This is a genomic window from Nitrospirillum amazonense (assembly GCF_007828035.1).
In the GTDB taxonomy this organism is placed as follows: Bacteria; Pseudomonadota; Alphaproteobacteria; order Azospirillales; family Azospirillaceae; genus Nitrospirillum; species Nitrospirillum amazonense.
This window is the reverse complement of record NZ_VITV01000006.1, coordinates 215466-234402: the sequence shown is the minus strand read 5'-3', so window position 1 is coordinate 234402 and position 18937 is coordinate 215466. Positions and strand designations below refer to the sequence as shown.

General features: G+C 67.9%; 16 protein-coding genes. 3 read left to right on the top strand and 13 right to left on the bottom strand.

Annotation, left to right across the window (positions count from 1 at the left end; genetic code table 11):
* Positions 1–7 precede the first annotated feature (7 nt).
* From FBZ87_RS18400 to FBZ87_RS18365, 8 genes are all read right to left on the bottom strand, one after another.
* The gene (locus FBZ87_RS18400) at positions 8–1609 is read right to left on the bottom strand and encodes an MBL fold metallo-hydrolase (RefSeq protein WP_246134477.1); all 1602 of its coding nucleotides are present in this window, start codon (positions 1607–1609) and stop codon (positions 8–10) included.
* Between the two features lie 32 nt (positions 1610–1641).
* On the bottom strand, positions 1642–2481 hold the full coding sequence (locus tag FBZ87_RS18395; RefSeq protein ID WP_145612016.1) for an LOG family protein: 840 nt from the start codon (positions 2479–2481) through the stop codon (positions 1642–1644).
* A gap of 136 nt (positions 2482–2617) precedes the next feature.
* Positions 2618–3655 carry a zinc-dependent alcohol dehydrogenase family protein gene (locus tag FBZ87_RS18390; protein ID WP_145612014.1) on the bottom strand — a complete coding sequence of 346 codons (1038 nt, stop codon included), beginning with the start codon at positions 3653–3655 and terminating at the stop codon, positions 2618–2620.
* 67 nt (positions 3656–3722) lie between these two features.
* Positions 3723–4556, bottom strand: a complete 834-nt coding sequence (locus FBZ87_RS18385; protein WP_145612012.1) for a universal stress protein — start codon at positions 4554–4556, stop codon at positions 3723–3725.
* 200 nt (positions 4557–4756) lie between these two features.
* Positions 4757–5311 carry an Hsp20/alpha crystallin family protein gene (locus tag FBZ87_RS18380; RefSeq protein ID WP_145612010.1) on the bottom strand — a complete coding sequence of 185 codons (555 nt, stop codon included), beginning with the start codon at positions 5309–5311 and terminating at the stop codon, positions 4757–4759.
* 113 nt (positions 5312–5424) lie between these two features.
* Positions 5425–6273, bottom strand: coding sequence for a universal stress protein (locus FBZ87_RS18375; RefSeq protein WP_145612008.1), 849 nt, complete (start codon positions 6271–6273; stop codon positions 5425–5427).
* A gap of 187 nt (positions 6274–6460) precedes the next feature.
* Complete coding sequence (locus FBZ87_RS18370; RefSeq protein WP_211106992.1) at positions 6461–9937, bottom strand: glycosyl hydrolase 2 galactose-binding domain-containing protein; 3477 nt, start codon at positions 9935–9937, stop codon at positions 6461–6463.
* A gap of 268 nt (positions 9938–10205) precedes the next feature.
* The gene (locus FBZ87_RS18365) at positions 10206–10826 is read right to left on the bottom strand and encodes a TetR/AcrR family transcriptional regulator (protein WP_145612006.1); all 621 of its coding nucleotides are present in this window, start codon (positions 10824–10826) and stop codon (positions 10206–10208) included.
* Positions 10827–10925: 99 nt separating this feature from the next.
* Between FBZ87_RS18365 and FBZ87_RS18360 the strand changes: the two genes are divergently transcribed.
* Complete coding sequence (locus tag FBZ87_RS18360) at positions 10926–11957, top strand: aldo/keto reductase (protein WP_145612005.1); 1032 nt, start codon at positions 10926–10928, stop codon at positions 11955–11957.
* A 52-nt stretch (positions 11958–12009) separates the two neighbouring features.
* Here FBZ87_RS18360 and FBZ87_RS18355 read toward each other — a convergent pair whose 3' ends face one another.
* A complete protein-coding gene (locus FBZ87_RS18355) occupies positions 12010–12372 on the bottom strand; it encodes a VOC family protein (protein WP_145612003.1) in 363 nt (120 codons plus the stop codon).
* An 83-nt stretch (positions 12373–12455) separates the two neighbouring features.
* Between FBZ87_RS18355 and FBZ87_RS18350 the strand changes: the two genes are divergently transcribed.
* Complete coding sequence (locus FBZ87_RS18350) at positions 12456–12767, top strand: helix-turn-helix domain-containing protein (RefSeq protein ID WP_145612001.1); 312 nt, start codon at positions 12456–12458, stop codon at positions 12765–12767.
* Between the two features lie 26 nt (positions 12768–12793).
* On the opposite strand, the gene FBZ87_RS18345 is transcribed toward FBZ87_RS18350, so the two are convergent.
* A complete protein-coding gene (locus FBZ87_RS18345) occupies positions 12794–14203 on the bottom strand; it encodes an amidase (RefSeq protein ID WP_145612000.1) in 1410 nt (469 codons plus the stop codon).
* A gap of 101 nt (positions 14204–14304) precedes the next feature.
* Between FBZ87_RS18345 and FBZ87_RS18340 the strand changes: the two genes are divergently transcribed.
* Positions 14305–14868 carry a TetR/AcrR family transcriptional regulator gene (locus tag FBZ87_RS18340; RefSeq protein ID WP_145611998.1) on the top strand — a complete coding sequence of 188 codons (564 nt, stop codon included), beginning with the start codon at positions 14305–14307 and terminating at the stop codon, positions 14866–14868.
* Positions 14869–14875: 7 nt separating this feature from the next.
* On the opposite strand, the gene FBZ87_RS18335 is transcribed toward FBZ87_RS18340, so the two are convergent.
* The 3 genes from FBZ87_RS18335 to FBZ87_RS18325 form a co-directional block, all read right to left on the bottom strand.
* Positions 14876–16387, bottom strand: coding sequence for a carboxylesterase/lipase family protein (locus FBZ87_RS18335; RefSeq protein ID WP_145611997.1), 1512 nt, complete (start codon positions 16385–16387; stop codon positions 14876–14878).
* Between the two features lie 99 nt (positions 16388–16486).
* Complete coding sequence (locus tag FBZ87_RS18330; protein WP_145611995.1) at positions 16487–17707, bottom strand: ROK family transcriptional regulator; 1221 nt, start codon at positions 17705–17707, stop codon at positions 16487–16489.
* Between the two features lie 139 nt (positions 17708–17846).
* Positions 17847–18926 carry a zinc-binding metallopeptidase family protein gene (locus FBZ87_RS18325; RefSeq protein WP_145611992.1) on the bottom strand — a complete coding sequence of 360 codons (1080 nt, stop codon included), beginning with the start codon at positions 18924–18926 and terminating at the stop codon, positions 17847–17849.
* Between the last annotated feature and the right edge of the window lie 11 nt (positions 18927–18937).

The window sequence follows — 18937 nt, the reverse complement described above, 5'->3', positions numbered from 1 at the left end:
TGCTCCTTCAGGGGTTGGCCGGGGGCGCCGGGGTGGGGGCCTGGGGTTTCAACAGCGTGGCGATGCGGTCCAGCAGGGCCAGGCGCTGGGCGTCGCCATCGGCATGGCGCAGCGTTTCCGCCAGGTCGAGGATCGTGGCGGCATAGACGTTGTGCCAATCCTGTTCGGGCACGGTGGCCAGACGCGGCTGGTCGGCCGGCTTCCGCTCCGCATGGCCCGGCCGCAGGACGATGGTCTCATCCAATTCGGGCTGATGGACCGGGACTGACAGGCCCCGGGTGGCCAGCGCGTCCGCCAGGGCCTGTCGCGGCGCGGTCTCCCCGTGCATCAGGGCGATGCCGTTGCGGATGGGCCCGCGCGCCGCCAGCCATGCCAATAAGGCCGCCTGGTCGGCGTGGCCGGAGTAACTGTCCAGGGTGCGGATGCGGGCGTGCACCTCCACTTCTTCGCCGTGGATGCGGACGTGGCTGGTCCCTTGGGTCAGGATGCGGCCCAGCGTGCCTGGCGCCTGATAGCCGACGAACAGGACCGTGGCGTTGCGTTGCCACAAATGGTTCTTCAGGTGATGGCGGATGCGGCCCGCGTCGCACATGCCGCTGGCCGCCATGATGATGGCACCGCTGGCCAGACGGTTCAGGCGCTTGCTGTTCTCCACCGCCGTGATGGGGTGGAAATAGGGCCGATCGAAGGGATCGGCCACGGCGGCGTGGTTGATGTCCGGCAGGTGCTGGCGGAAGACTTCCGTCACATTCACCGCCAGCGGGCTGTCCAGGAAGATGTCCGTGCGCGGCAGGGCCCCGTCGTCCATCAGCCGGGCCAGGTCGTACAGCAGCTCCTGCGTCCGCTCCACCGCGAACACGGGGATCAGCAGCACGCCGCCCGCCTTCAGCGCCGCGGCCACCTCCTCGCCCAAGTGTCGCCGCCGTTCCTCATTATCCATGGGCGGGCGCAGCGTGCCGCCGTAGGTCGATTCACAGAATACCCAGTCCACGTCCGACGGGCCCTCGGGCAGGCCGTGGAAGGGTTTGTCGCCCGGTCCCAGGTCGCCGGAGAACAGCAGTGTCTGTTCCCCGCCGTCGCCCGCCACCTTGACCTCAACCGAGGCCGAGCCCAGCAGGTGCCCTGCATCCCAGAAGCGGATCCGTACGCCGGGCATGACGTCGATCCAGGCGCCGTATTCGCCCGGTTCCAGCTGGTCCAGGCAGGCCTCCGCGTCCTTGCGGGTGTAGATGGGCTGCACCTCCGCCCGGCCGCGCTGGCGGTTGCGGTGGTTCAGGTGCTGAACCTCGCTTTCCTGAATGAAGCCGCTGTCGGGCAGCATGAAGGTCAGCAGGTCCCGCGTGCCCCCGGTGCAGTGGATGCGGCCTTTGAAACCCTGGCGGCACAGCTTGGGCACCAGGCCGCTGTGATCGATGTGGGCGTGGGTCAGCACCAGTGCCGCCGGCTCGCCGGGGTCGAAGGGGAAGTCGCGGTAGTTCAGCTCCTTGACCGTCTTGGGACCCTGGAACAAGCCGCAGTCGATCAGCAGCGCCCCGCCGTCGTGGCGGATCAGGGTGCAGGACCCGGTGACGGTGCCGGCGGCGCCGTGGAAGGTGACGGTGGGGATCATGGGGACAGGCCTTTGAATGGTCAGGCGTGGGATCAGGCTTCGGAAGGGCGTGCAGCGGGGGTCGTCGGCACCTTCAGGCCATTGGCCAGCAGGGCGCGCCACACGCCCACGGCGTCGTCGGCGAAGCTGAAAAGTTCCAAATCAGCCGGCGAGATCATGCCGGTCTTGGCCAGCACGTCGAAATTCACCACCCGTTTCCAGTAAGCCCTGTCCATCAGCACGACGGGAATGGCCGGGGACTTGCCCGCCTGGCGCAGGGTCAGGATCTCGAACATCTCGTCCAAGGTGCCAAAGCCGCCGGGGAAGATGACCAGGCCCGCCGCCCGCATGGCGAAGTGCAACTTGCGCATGGCGAAGTAATGGAACTGGAAGGTCAGCTCCGGCGTGGTGTAGGGGTTGGGTTCCTGCTCATGCGGGAGGGCGATGTTGAAGCCGATGCTGGGCGCGCCCGCTTCCCATGCGCCGCGGTTGACCGCCGCCATCAGGCCGCCGCCACCGCCGGTGGCGATGACGTTGTCGCGATAGCCGCCGGGAATGCCGTCCAGCGCCCCGCCCTGTTGTGAGGCGAGCCGGCCGAAGGCCACCGCCTCGCCATACCACCGGTGGGCGTTGGGAAACTCCGCAGCGCGCGCTACCTCCCCCGCCGTGGCCGGTGGCCCATCCGGGTCGCGAACCCGCGCGCTGCCGAAGGCGACCAGGGTGGAGCGCACGCCCCAAGCCCTCAGCCGCTCCTCGGCCTTCTCATACTCCAGCATCAGGCGGGCCCCCCGCATGCTGTCACTCAGCAGGAAACTCTGGTCCAGCGCCGGCAGGCGATAGGCGGGGGACGCCAATTGCGCCCGGTTATCGGGCCGTGAAGCATCGCGCGACATGATGGGAAGTGTCCTTGTCACGATCGCCGGTCGGCAGCCGGAAGCGCCGACCCGTTCATGACCCAACCATTCACCATCCCGGCGGTTGGCAAAATGATCCACCTCAATCTCCGATCGCGTCGCGGCGGGCGTGGGATCAAGGGCTGATGACCACCTTCAGGGCATGGCTGTCGGCGGCATGGCCGAAGGTGTCATAGGCGGACAGGATGCCGTCCAACGTGAACCGGTGGGTGATCAGCACCGACGGGTCCAGTTTCCGCGACTGCACGGTTTTCAGCAGCATGGGCGTACTGACGGTATCCACCAGCCGCGTGGTGATGGCGATGTTCTGTGCCCACAGCCGGTCCAGGTGCAGATCGGCCTTGTGTCCGTGCACGCCGACATTGGCGATGACGCCGCCGGGTGCCACCAGATCCTGGCACAGCTCGAACGTGGCCGGGATGCCCACCGCCTCGATCACCGTGTCGGCGCCCAGGCCGCCGGTCCAGGCCTTGACCGCCTCCGGCACGTTGGTTTGCGCGCTGTTCAGGGTGCGGGTGGCGCCGAAACGGCGCGCGACCTCCAGCCGGTTGTCGTCCACGTCGATCATGATGATCTCGGCCGGGGAATAGAACTGGGCCGTCAGCAACGCGGCCAGACCGATGGGGCCCGAGCCCACGATGGCCACGGTGGCCCCTGGCGCCACCTTGCCGTTCAGCACTCCGCATTCGAAGCCGGTGGGCAGGATGTCGCTCAGCATGGCCAGCGCCTCCTCATCCGCCCCGTCGGGGATGGGATAGAGGCTGGTGGCGGCGTGGGGGATGCGCACGTATTCCGCCTGGGTGCCATCAATGGTGTTGCCCAGGATCCAGCCGCCGGTGCGGCAGTGGGAATACATGCCGCGACGGCAGTAGTCGCAGGTGCCGCAGGCGGTGATGCAGGAAATCAGCACGCGGTCGCCTGGCCTGAACGTCGTGACGCCCGGGCCAACCGCATCGATCACGCCCACGCCCTCATGGCCCAGGATGCGGCCCGGCGCGCAGGTGGGCACGTCACCCTTCAGGATGTGCAGGTCGGTGCCGCAGATGGTCGTCTTGGTGATGCGGACGATGGCGTCGCCGGGGTCCTTGATCTCCGGCTTGGGCCGCTGCTCCAGCGCCTTGCGGCCGGGGCCTTGGTAGACAAGCGCCTTCATGACGGTTTCCCCTGTCTCAGGTTGATGACGTCTCAGGTTGATGGGTCGGGTCAGCGGGGCGCCGGCGTCAGTGGGCCAGCAGCGCCGGGACCGGGGTCTTGGTCAGGATGTCCCGGGTCACGCCGCCCAGCGCCCATTCCCGCAGGCGGGAATGGCCATAGGCTCCCGCTACGATCAGGCCAGCGCCCGAAAGCTCGGCCTCGTTGAACAGCCCCGCGGCGATGTTGTCCCACTTGCCCAGCCGCCGGATCTCGGCGGCCACGCCGTGCCGTTCCAGATAGCGGACCAGGTTACGGTCGCCCGGCGCGTCCTTGGACCCGCCGTTGTCGATCGTGGCGATGATCACCTGGCTGGCGCGGCGCAGGAAGGGCATGGCCTGGGCCACGGCGTTGGCCGCCTCGCGGCTGTCCTTCCATGCGACCAGCACAGTGTCGAACGGCCGCAGACGCAACGGATCCTCTTCCGGGATGACGAACACCCCGCGGCCCGATCCGAACAGCGCCGCCTCCACCACATCGCTGGCGCGATTGGGCTCGGCGATACGATAGGGCGTGCGCACCACCAGCAGGTCCGCCGTGCGGGCCTGGGTGGCGACCAGCCCCTGGACATTCGCTGCACGGCAGTCGATGCGGTGCAGATCGTGAGGGCCGGCCAGTTTCCCCAGGCGCTCTGCCAGCGCGCGTTCCACCAGCCGGCACTGGGTCTTGACGTCGTCCAGATGCTGGGACAGCAGGCTGCGACTGACGGCGTAGTGCGATATGCTCTCCGGCGGTTCGGGCAGGATGTTGATGTACAAGCCCTGGACGTGGGCCTGATACACGATCGCCAGATGGTCGGCATGCAGGATGCGGCTTTCGTCGTCGTCGCCGCCATCCAGGTGAACCAGAATTTCCTTGATCATCGCGCCGGCCCTCCTTCGGTGAAGCGGCCTGTCCATGGGGGCATGGGGGTGGTCGCCAGCTCTGGAACACAGCTTGCCGCAGGCGGGCTGGCGGGACCTTGACCTGGCTCAACGGGCCACGGGAAGAAGGCGTGATCCCGAAGCATTCAGACCAAGGACCCCTCCAGCTTGGTCGTCACATACCGCCACCGCCTTCTGCCCTAATGGGCGATCGGGATCGTCCGTTCCGGCTTGGCGCCGGTGCCGGCCTTGGGCAGTGTCACGGTCAGGATGCCCTTGTCGAAGGCCGCGGAGATTTTTTCCACATCCGTGTCGCTGGGCACATGGAAGGACCGGCGGAAGCTGCCGTAGCGACGCTCGGTCAGGTGCACATCCCCCCGCTTCTCATCGACGTTGATGGTCTTCTCCCCCTTCAGCGTCAGGACGTTGTCGGCAAGGGACACGCTGATGTCCTTGGTTTCGATCCCGGGCAATTCCGCGGTGATCTGGTAGTCCGCCTCCCGCTCGGTGATGTCGACGGCGGGAATGGACATGCCGAACGCGCCCTCGAAATGGCGCAAGGGATCGGTGTCCGGCGACCGCCACAGGGCGGGGACGTTGAGCAGGGAGCGCGAGAAGCGGCCGAAGGCGCTATCCAGCTCGTCACGAAACGAGTTCCAGAAGTGGAAGGGCGAAGCAGTGGCATCGGTGTTGACTGGAACGGCCTGCGGCGCTGTGGCTTTGGCCGGCTCAGTCGGGACGGTTGCTTCAGGCATGGCATGTCTCCTTTCACGGTTGGTGAACAGGGAAGGGCGGTCGCGCGGCTGCCGGTCCCGTGCCCACCCGCTTGCGGATGCCGGGAATGGGCTTCATGGCCGCGTCTTTCGCGTCAGTGGGCCAACAGGGCCGGAAGGGGTGTTTTCGTCAGGATGTCCCGGGTGACACCCCCCAGGATCCATTCCCGCAGCCGGGAATGGCCGTAGGCGCCCGCCACCAGCAAACCGGCGTCCAGACGCCTCGCTTCATTGAAAAGGGCCTCGGAAACGGTGTTCCATTCCCGAAGGTGGCGCAATTCGACGGTCACGCCGTGGCGGTCCAGGTACCGGGCCACATCGGCGCCAGGCTCCGTGCCGCCGGCCTCCGCCGGTTTGTCGCCTTCGACCATGGCGACCACCACCTGGGTCGCCTTTTTCAGGAAAGGCATGGCCTGGGCCACGGCGTTCGCCGCCTCTTTGCTGTCGGTCCAGGCGACGAGGATGGTGTCCAGGGGCCGGAGCCGGGCCGGATCTTCTTCCGGCACGACGAACACACCACGGCCGGATCCGAACAGGGCGGCTTCCACGAACTCCGGCGCCCGGCCGGGCAGGGCGAAGCCAGGCTGGTAGGGCGTGCGCACCACCGTCAGGTCGGCGGTGCGCGCCTGGCTGGCCACGACGCGGTCCACGCCGTCCGCCAGGACATCGAACCGGCGGAAGTCATAGGGGACGCTCAGCTTGTCGAGCCGAAGGCGGATGGCCTTCTCCGTCCTGTCCGCCTGGGCCTTGAGCTCGGTCATCTGTTCGGATGCCGCGCTGCGGCTGACGGCGTACTGCGGTAGCGTGAGGACGATCTCGGGCAGGCTTTCACAGTAAAGCCCCCGGATGTGGGCCCTGTGCGCGGTTGCCAGATGCTCGGCATGCAGCAACCGGAACTCGTCGTCGGAACTTCCGTCCAGATGAACCAGTATTTCCGTGATCATGACACCCGCCCTCGTCACAGGGGAGCGGCCTGTCCGTGCCGTGGCACGATGCCGGGTCGCCAGCTCTGATCGCAGTCTGTCATGCCGGGTCGGCGCCGCATTGACTCAGGTCAAGGGGCCCGCGCCGGAGGGGATACGCACAACAGGCGTCGCCATTCCCGATGGGAACGGCGACAGCCCGCAGGCTTCAGGGCACGGTGACAGCCGCCGTGGCCGGCTGGGTGTTCCAGCCGCGCAGGGCCACCTTGGGCTGGCCCTGGGCCAAGGCGGCGGGGTAGGCGATGGTGACCTCGCGCCGGTCGCCCGGCAGGAGGGAGACGTAATTGTCGCTGGCATAAGCCGGCAGCAGGCGGCTGCCGTCGGCGTTCTGCAGGGTCAGCTTGTTCATCAGGGACGCGGCGGTCCCGGTGTTGGTCAAGGTCACGTGCACCTTGACCTCGTCACCCGCCCGTTCCGTGCGCGTGGCCAGGGTCATGGGCTGCGGCGCCAGGTCGTTCAGGCGGCGGGTGGCGGCCTCGTCTGCCGCGCGCCAGTAGACGTTCTGCGACAGCGTGCCGGAGGTATCCGATAGCTCCAGTTCCACCAGCACCAGGCCATTGGCCTGGATGGCGGCGGCCAGGTCCAGTCTCCGCGCAGGCGTGGCGGCGTCGGCCGGGGCGTCGACCTTCTGCGTCTGGTCGCTGATGACCTGACCCGCCACGGTCAGCACGCGGGCGCGCACCGACAGGCCCTTCCGGGATTCGCGGGTATTGTTGACCACGCTGATCCCGTCATCCGGCGCGTTCAGCTGCACGTGCAGGGGCTCTGCCGCCTTCTGCACGCCGTAGAAGGCGCCATGGGTGTCGTAGTCGTGGCTCATGATCTGCCAGTTGGTGCTGGGCCACGCCGGCTGCGTCATCCATAGCAGGCGGCCACTGTTCACCGTCCACAGGCCGGCGTTCATGCCCTCGAAGATGGCCCGGTGGCTTTCATAGTTCATCAGCTGGGCCTTGCGCTCGAAGTCGGCAAGGCTGGTGGCCGCCCCCAGCTTGCGCTCCATGGCGGCCATGAAGCCGTGGGTGTCGCCGTTCCCGGACTGGTGCCAGTCGTGATAGGCCCAGCTGTCGCTGACCGGCCAACGGTCGGTGGGGGGTACGGCGGCCTCGAACGCCTCCAGCGTGGGGAAGCTGGGCGTGCCCACCTCCACCGCGAAACCACGGGACAGCGTGGTGAAATACTGCGACGGGTCGCGGTAGTCGTAGGGGCCGCTGTCCTGCAGGTTCACGCGGTTGGAACTTCCGCTGTAATAGCGGGTGCCGTCCAGGGTGGCGACCAGGCTTTCCAGTCCTTCGTTCAGCACCGGCTGCGGCACGCCCTCGTTACGGCCGAACCACAGCACGATGGACGGGTGGTTGCGATAGCGGCGGATCACGTCGGCGGCGTTATCCAGGAACAGGGGCACGTCCTGGGCTTCGATGTTGTAGTCCTGGGTGCTTTCCCAGAAATCGTTCAGCACCATCAGGCCATATTCGTCGGCCAGGTCGAAGAACACGTCCTCGGTGTTCTGGCCCACCCAGTTGCGGATGATGTTGACGTGGGCCTCGCGGTGCAGGCGAAAGAAGGGCTCCAGCCGGTCGCGTGACACGCGCTTGCGCCAGTCGTCGGTGCCCCAACTACCGCCGCGCGCGGGCACGCGCACGCCGTTGACCTTCAGGATCAGATAGGGGGCCAGGCTGGCATCCTCCAGCGGTTTCACCGCCGGGGATTTCTCCGCGCCCGGAACCAAGGAGGCGACCCAACCGCCGGCGATCTTGTGGATGCCGGTGTGGCTGCCATCGACCACGCGCTCACCCCGCTGGAAGGCGGCCGTGGGGTCCACCTCCACCCGGCGCAGGTGGCCACCGCTGTCCATCAGCGACAGCTCATAGCTGACTTCGCGGATGCCGAAGCGGGTGTGCTTCTCATCCGACTTCATACTCCCCTGGGCCCCACCGACGGCGGCCGTCAGGGTCAGGGTGTGCAGGGCGGGATCGCCCAGGCCGTTGGGCCACCACAGCGTGGGGTTCCGGACCCTCAGCTGCGGGAATTCAGCGGGCGTGAGGGCAACGCTGCCGGCGCCCGGCGCCAGGGTCACGGTCTTGGCCACCGTCACGTCGTCGAAGGCGGCGCGGATCTCGGCCTGCACCGGCTGGCCGGTCAGGTTCTCCACCGGCACGGTGATGGTGATGTCCGCCTTGCTGGTGTCAGGCAGGGGCAGCTTGGTCACCACTTGGGCGTCGCCGATGCGCACCGCGCCGGTGGCGGTCAGGGTCACGTCCTGCCACAGGCCGGTATTGCGGTCGCGGACGGCGGGGATCCAGTCCCAGCCCTCGCTGGCGATGAAGGTGGGGCCGTCCAGCGCCTGCATGCCGCCGTTCTCGCCCACGCCGGCCGCGATTGACTGCTCATGCGGCAGGCCGGGGTGGGGCGGCGGGCTGATCTTGACCGCCAGCACGTTCTTCTGGCCCGGGCGCAGATGGCCGGTGACGTCGAACTGCCCCCGGATGAAGGCGCCGCGCACGCTGCCCAGCCGTTCGCCGTTCAGCCACACCTCGGCGGCGTAGTTGATGCCCTTGAAGGTCAGCAGCGGATGGCGGCCCTGCAGGTCGACAGGGGCGTCGAACTCGGTCCGATACCAATAGTCCTGCCTGTTCAGGCTTTCCGGAATGGCCAGGTTGTCCAGGCCGTAATCCGGGTCGGGGTAGACGCCGCGGTCGACCAGGGTGGTCAGCACCGTGCCGGGCACGGTCGCCACATACCAGGACGCGGTGTCGAACCCCGGCTGGGAGATGCGGGCGCCATCGCCCTGCACCTTGGGCGCTTCAGCCAGGCGCCAGCCGCCCACGGTCCAATTGTCGGCGCCATCGGCCTTCAGCGCCGGGCCGGTGGGAAGAGGTTTCGCCACGGGCTTGGAAAAACCGGTGCCGGACTTGGGCAGGGTCCACGGGTCCTGCGGTGTCACCTGGCCCATCATCTGCTTGACCTGCAGCGGCCAAGTTGGGCTGGCGGCCTCGAAATTGATCAGGTCGATGGCGGGCTTGCCCTGGGCGGCGGCCTTAACCCCCGCCGCGCCCAGCGCTTGGGGGGCGATGGTGAAGCCGGCGACGCGGCCGGCGAAGGCGCCACCCAGGCGCGGCGCCAAGCCCACCACCGGGGTGACGTTGACCTGGGCGAGGGTGCCGCGCGCCACCTCGGCGCCATCCAGATACAGACAGGCGGTCTTGCCGTCGGAACTGGCCAGGGCGTGGTGCCACGTGCCGGCCTTCACGGCCGACCCGCCGCTGATGGTTTCACTAGAACCGATGCGCAAGGCCAGTCGGCCGTCCTTCAGCGCCAGGTAGCGGCCTTGGGCCGGGTCGCCCACGCCGGCCAGCAGCACGATGCCGCCGGCCACGTCGTCGGCCTGGAACCAAGTGGACAGGGTCCAGGGGCCGGTGGTGGGCAGGGGCGCGCCGCGCAAGGGTTTGGTCAGCCCATCGCCGCCGGCCAGGAAGGCGGCATTGTAGGGGCCGTAAACGTCGTCGGCGGCCATCGGCGCCGCCATCGCGCCCAAGGGCGCGGTCCAGGCGGCCGACAGCATCAGGGTGGCCCACAGCAGGCCCTGGCCCGTCTTCTGGGCGCGGCTATGGTTTTTGGGCATCCGCATTTTAAGGCCTCCCTCCCAGGTCGACCCCGCCGGGCGGACCGTTATTCTTTGGTCACGGACGTTGGACGCCGAGCGGCATCCTATCCGGTTTCCCTGTCCCGGGGGCCGACGTGAAGGCCTACCGACAAACAGGTGAGGGTTAATTTAATAAAACAACTTTTTTAAATAAAAAAGAGGGAAGGAAGCGGGGCCATGGGGTTATGCTTGTCGGTATTGCCACCGCGTATTGCTGGAGGAAAAAGCCGGCCGGCTGGGACCCTGAGGCGGATCAGGCGCCTGGGGAGGGGCCGGCGCCATAGCGCAGGCCGTCCAGCAGCAAATCCACCATGCGCCGCCCATGCTCCGGCCCCATCTCCTGCGACGGGGCGGCCAGCACGGCGACGGCCCGCAGAAGATCGGTGGCGGCGAAGCCGCCCCGCACCACCCCCGCCGCCGCCGCCGTGTCCAGCAGGGACTGCAGCGCCGGTACCAGGCGCTTCTGGAAATAGCTGGGCAGGATCTCATAGGCGGGGTCGCCGGAATGCAAGGCGGCTGCCAGCCCGCGCTTGGCGGCGATGAAATCCAAGTACCGGCGCATCCAGCGGCTCAGCGCCTTTCCCGGGTCATGCGCCGCCGCCAGGGCGGGGGCGGCGTCGGCGCAGGCGTCCACCTCCTGCCGGAAGACGGCGATGATCAGGTCCGACCGCTGGGGGAAATGGCGGTAGACGGTGCCGATGCCCACGCCGGCCTTCTCCGCGATCTCCCGCACCGGGGCATCGACGCCGGACGTGGCGAACACCGCCATGGCTGCGCGCAGCAGGGCGTCCAGGTTGCGCTGCGCATCCGCACGCACCCGCCGCGGCTTGCCGTCATCTTCAGGACGGATCTCTCCCGCCGTGTCGTCCACCATATCCTCACTTGAAAAACGGAACAGTGTTCCGTATATGTGACCGGAACGCTGTTCCGTTTATATATAGCACCCATCGACGCTAGAGAGAAGGAGAGGGCGATGCAGTATCGCACCCTGGGCCGCACCGGCATGAAGGTCAGCCCCTATTGCCTGGGCGCCATGATGTTCGGGGCCATGGCCAACCCCGACCATGACGAGGCCATCCGCATCATCCACAAGGCGCTTGATGCCGGGATCAACTTCATCGACACGGCCGACTTCTACAGCCGGGGTGAGTCTGAGGAGATTGTGGGCAAGGCCCTGAAGGGCCGGCGCGACCATGTGGTGCTGACCACCAAGGCCCACCTGCCCATGGGTGAAGATCCCAACCAGCAAGGCAATTCCCGCCGCTGGATCACCCGCGCGCTGGAGGATTCGCTGCGCCGGCTGGGGACCGACCATGTCGACCTCTACCTCATCCACCGGCCTGCCCCCGACACGGATATCGAGGAGACGCTGTCCGTCCTGACCGACCTGATGCGCGCGGGTAAGGTGCGCGCCATCGGCACCTCCACCTTCCCGGCGTCTGACATCGTGGAGGCGCAATGGGTGGCGGAGCGGCGGGGCCTGGCCCGTTTCCGCGCCGAACAGCCGCCCTATTCCATCCTGAACCGCGGCATCGAGCGCGAGGTGCTGCCGGTATGCGAGCGGTACGGCATGGGCGCCATGGTGTGGAGCCCGCTGGCCATGGGTATGCTGACCGGCCGCTACCGCAAGGGCCAGGCCATGCCCGACAGCCTGCGTGCGCGCCGCTTTCCCAAGCAGATGGCGGATGAACGCCGGCTGGACGCGGTGGAGCAGCTGATGGGCGTGGCGGCGGAGGCGGGCCTGTCCCTGACCCACCTGGCCATGGCCTTCGCCATCGCCCACCGGGGCGTGACCGCCGCCATTCTGGGACCGCGCACCCCGGCGCAGTTCGACGACCTGCTGGCCGGGGCCGAGGTGTCGCTGTCCGACGAGATCCTGGACCGCATCGACGCCATCGTGCCACCCGGCACCGACCTGGGCGCGCTGACCGCCATGTATGACCCGCCGGCCATCCAGAAGGCGGACCTGCGCCGCCGGCCGGCCGCCGAGCGCGCGGCGGCCTAGGCGAAGCGGTGGGTGCCCGCTTCCGACCGGCAGGACAGGACGCCCGCCGCTTTCACCGGCTGGACAGCACGAAAGTGTTGCCGTCCGGGTCCTGGAAGCGGGCGTAGCTGCCCCAGGGCTGCTTCTCGATGCCGGAAACGAAGACTACGCCCCGCTCGCTGAGCTTGGCAAAGGTGTACTCCAGGTCATCGCAATGAAAGCTGCCGTTGAAGAAGGTGCCTACCCTGTCTTCTTGGCCCGGCGGGGTGAACAGCACCACGCCGGTCTGGGCGCCGGGAATCGTCAGCTCGATCCAGCGCTGATTGCCCATGGGCTGATCGGTCGCGACCTTGAAACCCATTTTTCCCGTCCAGAATGCCAGCGCCCGGTCCTGATCCTTGGTGGGAATGCCGACGAATTTCAGATGCCTGATCATGCCCGCTCTCTCCCGGCTTCTTGGGTGCCCACGACTAGCATGGACCCTTGAAGGTCGGTAGATAAGCAGGCATTGCTATAGCAATGATTGCCAAGATAGAGATCGACAGCTACGTCCTGGATACGCTGATGCGCGACCTGGTGGGGCACGATCACCGGCCGTCCGCCTACCTGGTCTATCTGGCGCTGGTGGCGGACACGGTGAACGGCCGCGCCATGCTGAGTCATGCCGAGCTGGCGGAGCGCACCGGCTTGTCCAAGCGCGCGGTGCAGGATGCCCTGCGTCATCTGGCGGGGCGCGACCTGGTGACCATCACCCGCAGCCGCCGGACGGAGCCGGCGGTGGTGGAGCCCCGTTTCCCCTGGCGCGGCCGCCGCGGCACCTCCGCCGGTTAGGGCGTCGATGCCGCGGCGTGTGGTGGTTAGAGGTCCGGGTGCAGGCCGCGCACCGGGCTCACCCCCTCAAGCAATGACGCCAGGTGCAGGATGGTCGATTCCGCCATCCAGCCGGACACCAGCTGTACGCTGATGGGCAGGCCATCGCGGCTGGTGCCGAAGCGCAAGGACAGACCGGGCAAGCCGGTCACGTTCAGCGGTGACGTGGCTGCCATGACGTTCAGCGCGCTCACCGTCTGGCCGTTGATCGTGACTTCCGTGACGTCGTGCCCATGGGCCGGCAGGGGCAGCACGGGGCACAGCAGGGCGTCATAGCGGCTGAAATAGTCGGCGAAGCCGTCCTTCAACCGCTCCGCCGCCTGCTCCGCCTCGATAAAGTCCGCCATGGACGTCTCGGGCGCCCCCAGCATGGCCTGGGCGATGTGGAATAGGTTCTCCGGTGGCTGACCGGCGGTGGCCTCCACGAAGGCCGGCTTCATCTCCATGATGTGCAGGCGCAGGAACACGTCCAGGGCGAAGTCACGTTCCAGCGCCGGGATGCGCACCGGTTCCACGACGCAGCCGCTGCCCTTCAGCGCTTCGGCGGCGGCCTGCACGGTCGCAGCCACCTCCGTGTCAACGGGCCCGAAACCCGGCTCAACCAGCCAGCCCACCCGCAACGGCCGGATGGGGGCTGCGCCGATGCCGGTGTCGACCGGCCCCGTGATGCTCGAAAAGGCGTCGGCGCCATCCGGGCCGGCCAGCAGCGCATAAGCCAGGGCGATGTCACGGACGCTGCGCGCCATGGGCCCCACGTGCCAGAAACGGCGCGGGGCGCGCGGCCAGATGCCGGTCATGGGCACGCGGCCGTGTGTAGCCTTCAGGCCGATGATGCCGGTCTGCGCCGCCGGGCCCCGGACGGAGATGGCAAGGTCCGTGCCCAGGCCCAGGGGCGACATGCCGGCGGCGATCGCGGCGGACTCACCACCGCTGGACCCGCCGGGGGTTCGGTCCAGGTTCCAGGGGTTGTTGGACCGGCCGGTCAGCAGGTTGTCGGATTCGATCGAGTACGAAAACTCCGGCAGGTTGGTCTTGGCCAGCAGGATGCCGCCGGCAGCCTTCAGCCGCGCGACGCTGACGGCGTCGGTGTCCGGCACGCGGCCCTTGAAGATGGGCGACCCGCGCTGGGTCGCGACACCGGCGGTATCGATGGAATCCTTGGCGGTGAAAGGCACGCCGTGCAACGGGCCCAGCTCCTCACCCTTCAGCACGGCCGCCTCCGCCGCCTTGGCGGCATCCAGCGCACCGGCGGCCACGGTGACGATGGCGTTGACCTTGGGGTCCACGGCGGCGATGCGGTCCAGGTGTGCCTGCACCACCTCCACCGGTGAAATCTCGCGGGTGCGGATCAGTTGAGCCAGCGTGGTGGCATCGGAAAACAGGATGTCGGATGTCATGTCGGTATATCCTACCTAACGTTTGGTAGGTAAACGGATAGGGCTTTCCTTTTTGGGCGTCAAGGCCTATCTAACAGTTGTTAGGTTGGCGGGGTGAGAAAATGAGCACGAACTCCAAGGAAGCGATCCTGGCCGCCGCCCGGCAGATCGCGCAGGCGCACGGTTATGGCGGGCTGAACTTCCGCGATCTGGCGGCGGCGGTGGGTATCAAGGCCGCCAGCATCTATCACCACTTCCCCAGCAAGGCCGACCTGGCCGCTGCGGTGGCCAAGCGCTATTGGGAGGATACGGCGGTGGAGCTGGAGGCCATGGCGGCCCAGGCGCCCAATGCGGCAGCTGCCCTGCGGCGGTATCCGCAGGCTTTTCGCCGCGCGCTGGAAAACGACAACCGCCTTTGCCTGTGCAGCTTCATGTCCGCCGAAGTCGATGACCTGCCGGACATCGTCAAGGCGGAGGTGCGGGCCTTCGCCGACGTCAATGTCGCCTGGCTGGCCAAGGGGCTGGTGGCCGCCGGCATCGTGGCGCCTGACAAGGCGGAGGCGCGGGCGCGCGCGATCTTCGCCGCCATCTCCGGCGCGCAGCTGATGGCGCGCAGCCGGGCGGACATCTCCCTGTACGATACCCTGGTCGACAGCTATCGCGCGGCGGGCCTGCTGCCCGCGTGATCCGCGCCTATGGTGTGGGCGGGCGCAGGCCGCACAGGGGCCCGCGCAGCGCTGTCATGGCCTGCGGCCCGGCATCGGTGAAGGCCAGGTAAGCGCCCCTGGCGTCGTAGGCGGGCCAGCGGGCCAGGCCTTGGCCGTTGGGATCGCCGTTGCGCGCGAAGTTGACCCAATAGCGTTGCAGGGTGGGCGTGTCGTCGCCGGGGGCGCCGGCGGGCCGCCCGTCGAAGACGTAGGGCAGGTCGCTGCCGTGGGTGACACTCCCCTGCGCGGGGCTGCGGTCGAAATGATAGACCCAGGTGGGATGCCCGCCGGCTGCGTGCACCGCCGCCACATGCAGGGCGGGACAGCGGAACGTCAGGTCATCGGCCAGCTGCGTCGCCACGTCGCCCAGGCGCGGGTCCGGTGTGGGCAGGGCCATGCCTTTGATGCCGTAAAAGGCCAGCGCCTTCGCCGCGTTGGGGCCGAACGCCTGGCGGATGGTGGGCACCACGGCGTCCGGCCCGCCGTAGAGCGTCAGCTCGCGGGCGTTGCTGCCGATCATCAGCGGCACGGATGCGGCGCCGGCCAGCAGGTCCTCCGGTGCCTGAGGCAGGATCCAGCCGTCGATGACGGCCTGCAGCCAGATGAAGCTGTCGTCGGCGATGGTGGTGGGTTTCAGCCTGTCCGTGGCCGCCAGGATGTCCGCCCCGGACAGGGTGCGCAACTGCGCCAGGCTTTTCACCCCCGCCTGGTCCAGCAGCTGTTGGCCCAGGGCCTCATTCTCGGCCAGGGTGCGGGGCGGAACGCCGAAGCCGGCGGTGCCGCTCTGTTCGATGGCCTTGGCGAACAGGCCGCGGGCATGGGGCGCCAGCAGCAACTGGCCCACGTCCTGGCCGCCAGCGGACTCACCGAAGATGGTGATGTTGCCGGGATCGCCGCCGAACACGCCGATGTTCTGGCGGATCCAGGCCAATGCCGCCATCTGGTCCATCAGGCCGTAATTGCCCGAGGCGTGGTGCGGGGACTCCGCCGTCAGTTCCGGCAGCGACAGGAAGCCGAAGGTACCCAGCCGGTACTGGATGGCTACCAGCACCACCGCCTGACCCGCCAAATTGGACAGCACGGTGCCATCTGCCGCCCCGGCGCGGTTGGCGCCGCCATGGATCCACACCATGACGGGCAGGGCGGCGCGTGGCAGCAGGGCCGGGGTGCGGATGTCCAGGTACAGGCAATCCTCCTGGCTGCGCGCAGCCAGGGCGTCGTTCCAGCCATAGCCGCGTTGCAGACAGGGCGGTGAGGGCCGGGTGGCGTCGCGTGTCTGCCGTACCCAGCCGACGGGCTGCGGCGGCTGCCAGCGCAGCGGACCCACGGGTGGTTGAGCGAAAGGGATGCCCTGGAACAGGGCGCCGCCCTGGCCATCATCCGTGCCGAGTAGGGCGCCGATGCTGGTGAAGACTTCCACCGTGGCGGCGTCAGCCTGCGTCGCGCCGCCAAGCATTAGGGTCAGCGCCAAAAGCGTCTGGATTATCCGTTGGATCACCGGGCCGCCCTCCCTAGGCGCTGTGGTCGCGGCCCAATTAAAGGAAGTCGTTTTACTTAATCAAGCGCGGCTTTCTGTCCGACAGGACAGAGGACGGTTTCAGTTGTCAGCTGTCTTCATCAGCGCGGCGCGGCTGGGCAGCAGGCGATCGGTGAAGGGCAGCATGCCAGCGCCCACGGCGGGCGCGTCGGCTGCCATGGCGGCCCGCAGCACGGGCGCCACCTGGGGGATGTCCCGCAATTCGCCCAGGCGATGGTTCAGGGCGGCGGCCAGCCTGTCCAGCAGCGGGGCGGGCAGGCGCCCGCCCAGGAAGATGGCCTCGGGGTTGACCAGGCAGTTGGTGGCCACCAGCGGGTCGGTCATCAGGTCGGCCGCCAGCTCTATCCACTCTTCCACCACCGCCTCAGCCGGGGTGCCGGCCAGCCGGTACAGCTGTTCAGGCTCATCCACCGTGTAGCCGGCGGCGGCCAGGCGGTCGTACAGAGCGGACAGGGACACGGCCTCCTGCAGGGTGCGGGCGGTGGTGCGGTCCGAGCGCACGGGCAGGAAGCCGATCTCTCCGCTGCGGCCCCGGGCGCCGCGGAACTGGCTGCCGTCCACGACGATGCCGCCGCCCAGGCCGCCGCTGATCAGGATGTAGAAGAAGCTGCGATGGCGCAGGCCGTGGCCGAACTGCAACTCTCCCAGCGCCGCGGCGGTGGCGTCGTTTTCCACGAACACGGGCAGGGGCAGCACATCGGCGAACAGGCGGGCCACGTCCACGTCGCGCCAGGCGGCATAGGCCTGGGGCCAGCGCGCCAGGCTGACGCGTCCGATGTCGTCGGGCATGGCGACGCCGATGCCGATGAAGCGCGACAGGGGCAGGCCCGTGGTTGCCAAGATGGCGGAGATTTCCGTCCGGAAGAACTGGGCCACCACCTCCGGCGGTGCCAGGTCGATCTCCCGCGAGGCGCGTGCCCGCACCGTGCCCAGCAGGTCCAGCACCACCAGGGTCATGTGGTCGCGGTCGATGGTGACGCCGATGGAAAAGCAGCCGTCCGGGTTCATCTCCAGCAGGATGGCGGGCTGTCCCCGGCCACCGTGCTGGCGCCCGGCCTCCACGATCAGCCCCTCGGCCAGCAACCGCTTGGTGATGTTGGCGATGGCCGGCAGCGTCAGGCCCGTCAGTTCCACCAGTTCGGCGCGGGTGATCTGGCCGCTGACGCGGATGGCCTGCAGCGTGACGCGCTGGTTATGGTCGCTGGCCCGCTCCAGGTTGGTGCCGGACAGGCTGGCGGCAATGGCGTGGAGGGCGTCAACGTGACTGTGGCCGTCGAGCATGGCCTGTTGCCTGTCCTGGGGATGACATCGCTGTCGGATTACACCCCAGTCTGGCCTGTGACAATCGGCAAGTCACAAGAAAAAGTCGCCCTCTGTCCCGGCAAGACAGATGCGGTGCCGGAACGATGGCCGAAACTCCTCACGCCGCTGCCTTGGCCGTCCGGTCGGCACCCACCAGGTCGTGGATGAAACCCAGCTTGGCGATGACGGCCGGGGTCAGGATAAAGGGATAGAAATCCACCTGCCCCATGCTGCGGTTGATGTTGTTGACGGCGAAGGCGATGGGCAGCCAAGCCTCCACCATGTCGGCGATGGTGCCGTGGCGATAGGGGTTGAAGTCGACCTTGGCAGACAGGTCGCCGGTGCGGTCAACGGTCGGGCGCACCCGTACGCCGAAGGCGTGGGCCGTTTCCAACGTGTCGACGATGTGGAGGTAGTGCGCCCAGGTCTCCGCGAAATCCTCCCACGGGTGGCTGGCGGCATAGGCGCTGATGAAAGTCTGCTGCCAATCGGCCGGGGCGCCTTGGTCATAATGGCGTTGCAGGGCGGCGCCGTAATCCTGCCGGTCATCGCCGAACAGCGCACGGCAGGCGTCCAGCCTGTCCTCATCCCGCACCAATCGGTCCCAATAGTAATGGCCGATCTCATGCCGGAAATGGCCCAGCAGCGTGCGGTAGGGTTCATGCAGCTGGGTACGGCGCGTTTCGCGCTCCGCATCGTCGGCCTCCTTCAAGGCCAATGTAATCAAACCGTTGTCATGTCCTGTCATGACGGCGCCTTCGGATGTCCCCTGGGGTGGGTCATCCAGGAAGTCGAAGGCCAGACCACCCTCCGGGTCGTCCGTCCGGTTGGCCAGGGGCAGGCCCAGCTTGATCAGGGTGTAGAACAGCCGATGCTTGGCCAGCTCTATCTTGCGCCATTGGGCCAGCGCCGTGGGGCAGGACACGTCGGGTATGGTGCGGTTGTGGCGGCAGGCGGCGCATAGGGGCTCATCCGACCCTGCCGGCAACAGCCAGTTGCAGGCGTCCAACTCCGCGTTGGTGCAAAACTTGTAGAACTGCTCAGGCGCGCCCAGGGCGTGCCAGGCGTCCCCCTCCGCCTCGACTGCATGCATTTTATCGTCATCGGGCAGGTAGCCCAGGCGGTGGCCGCAGCGTTCGCAGACGCGGTTCTCGAAATACAGCATCTGGCCGCAGGACTGGCAGTTGAACAGCTTCACGCTCGAATCTC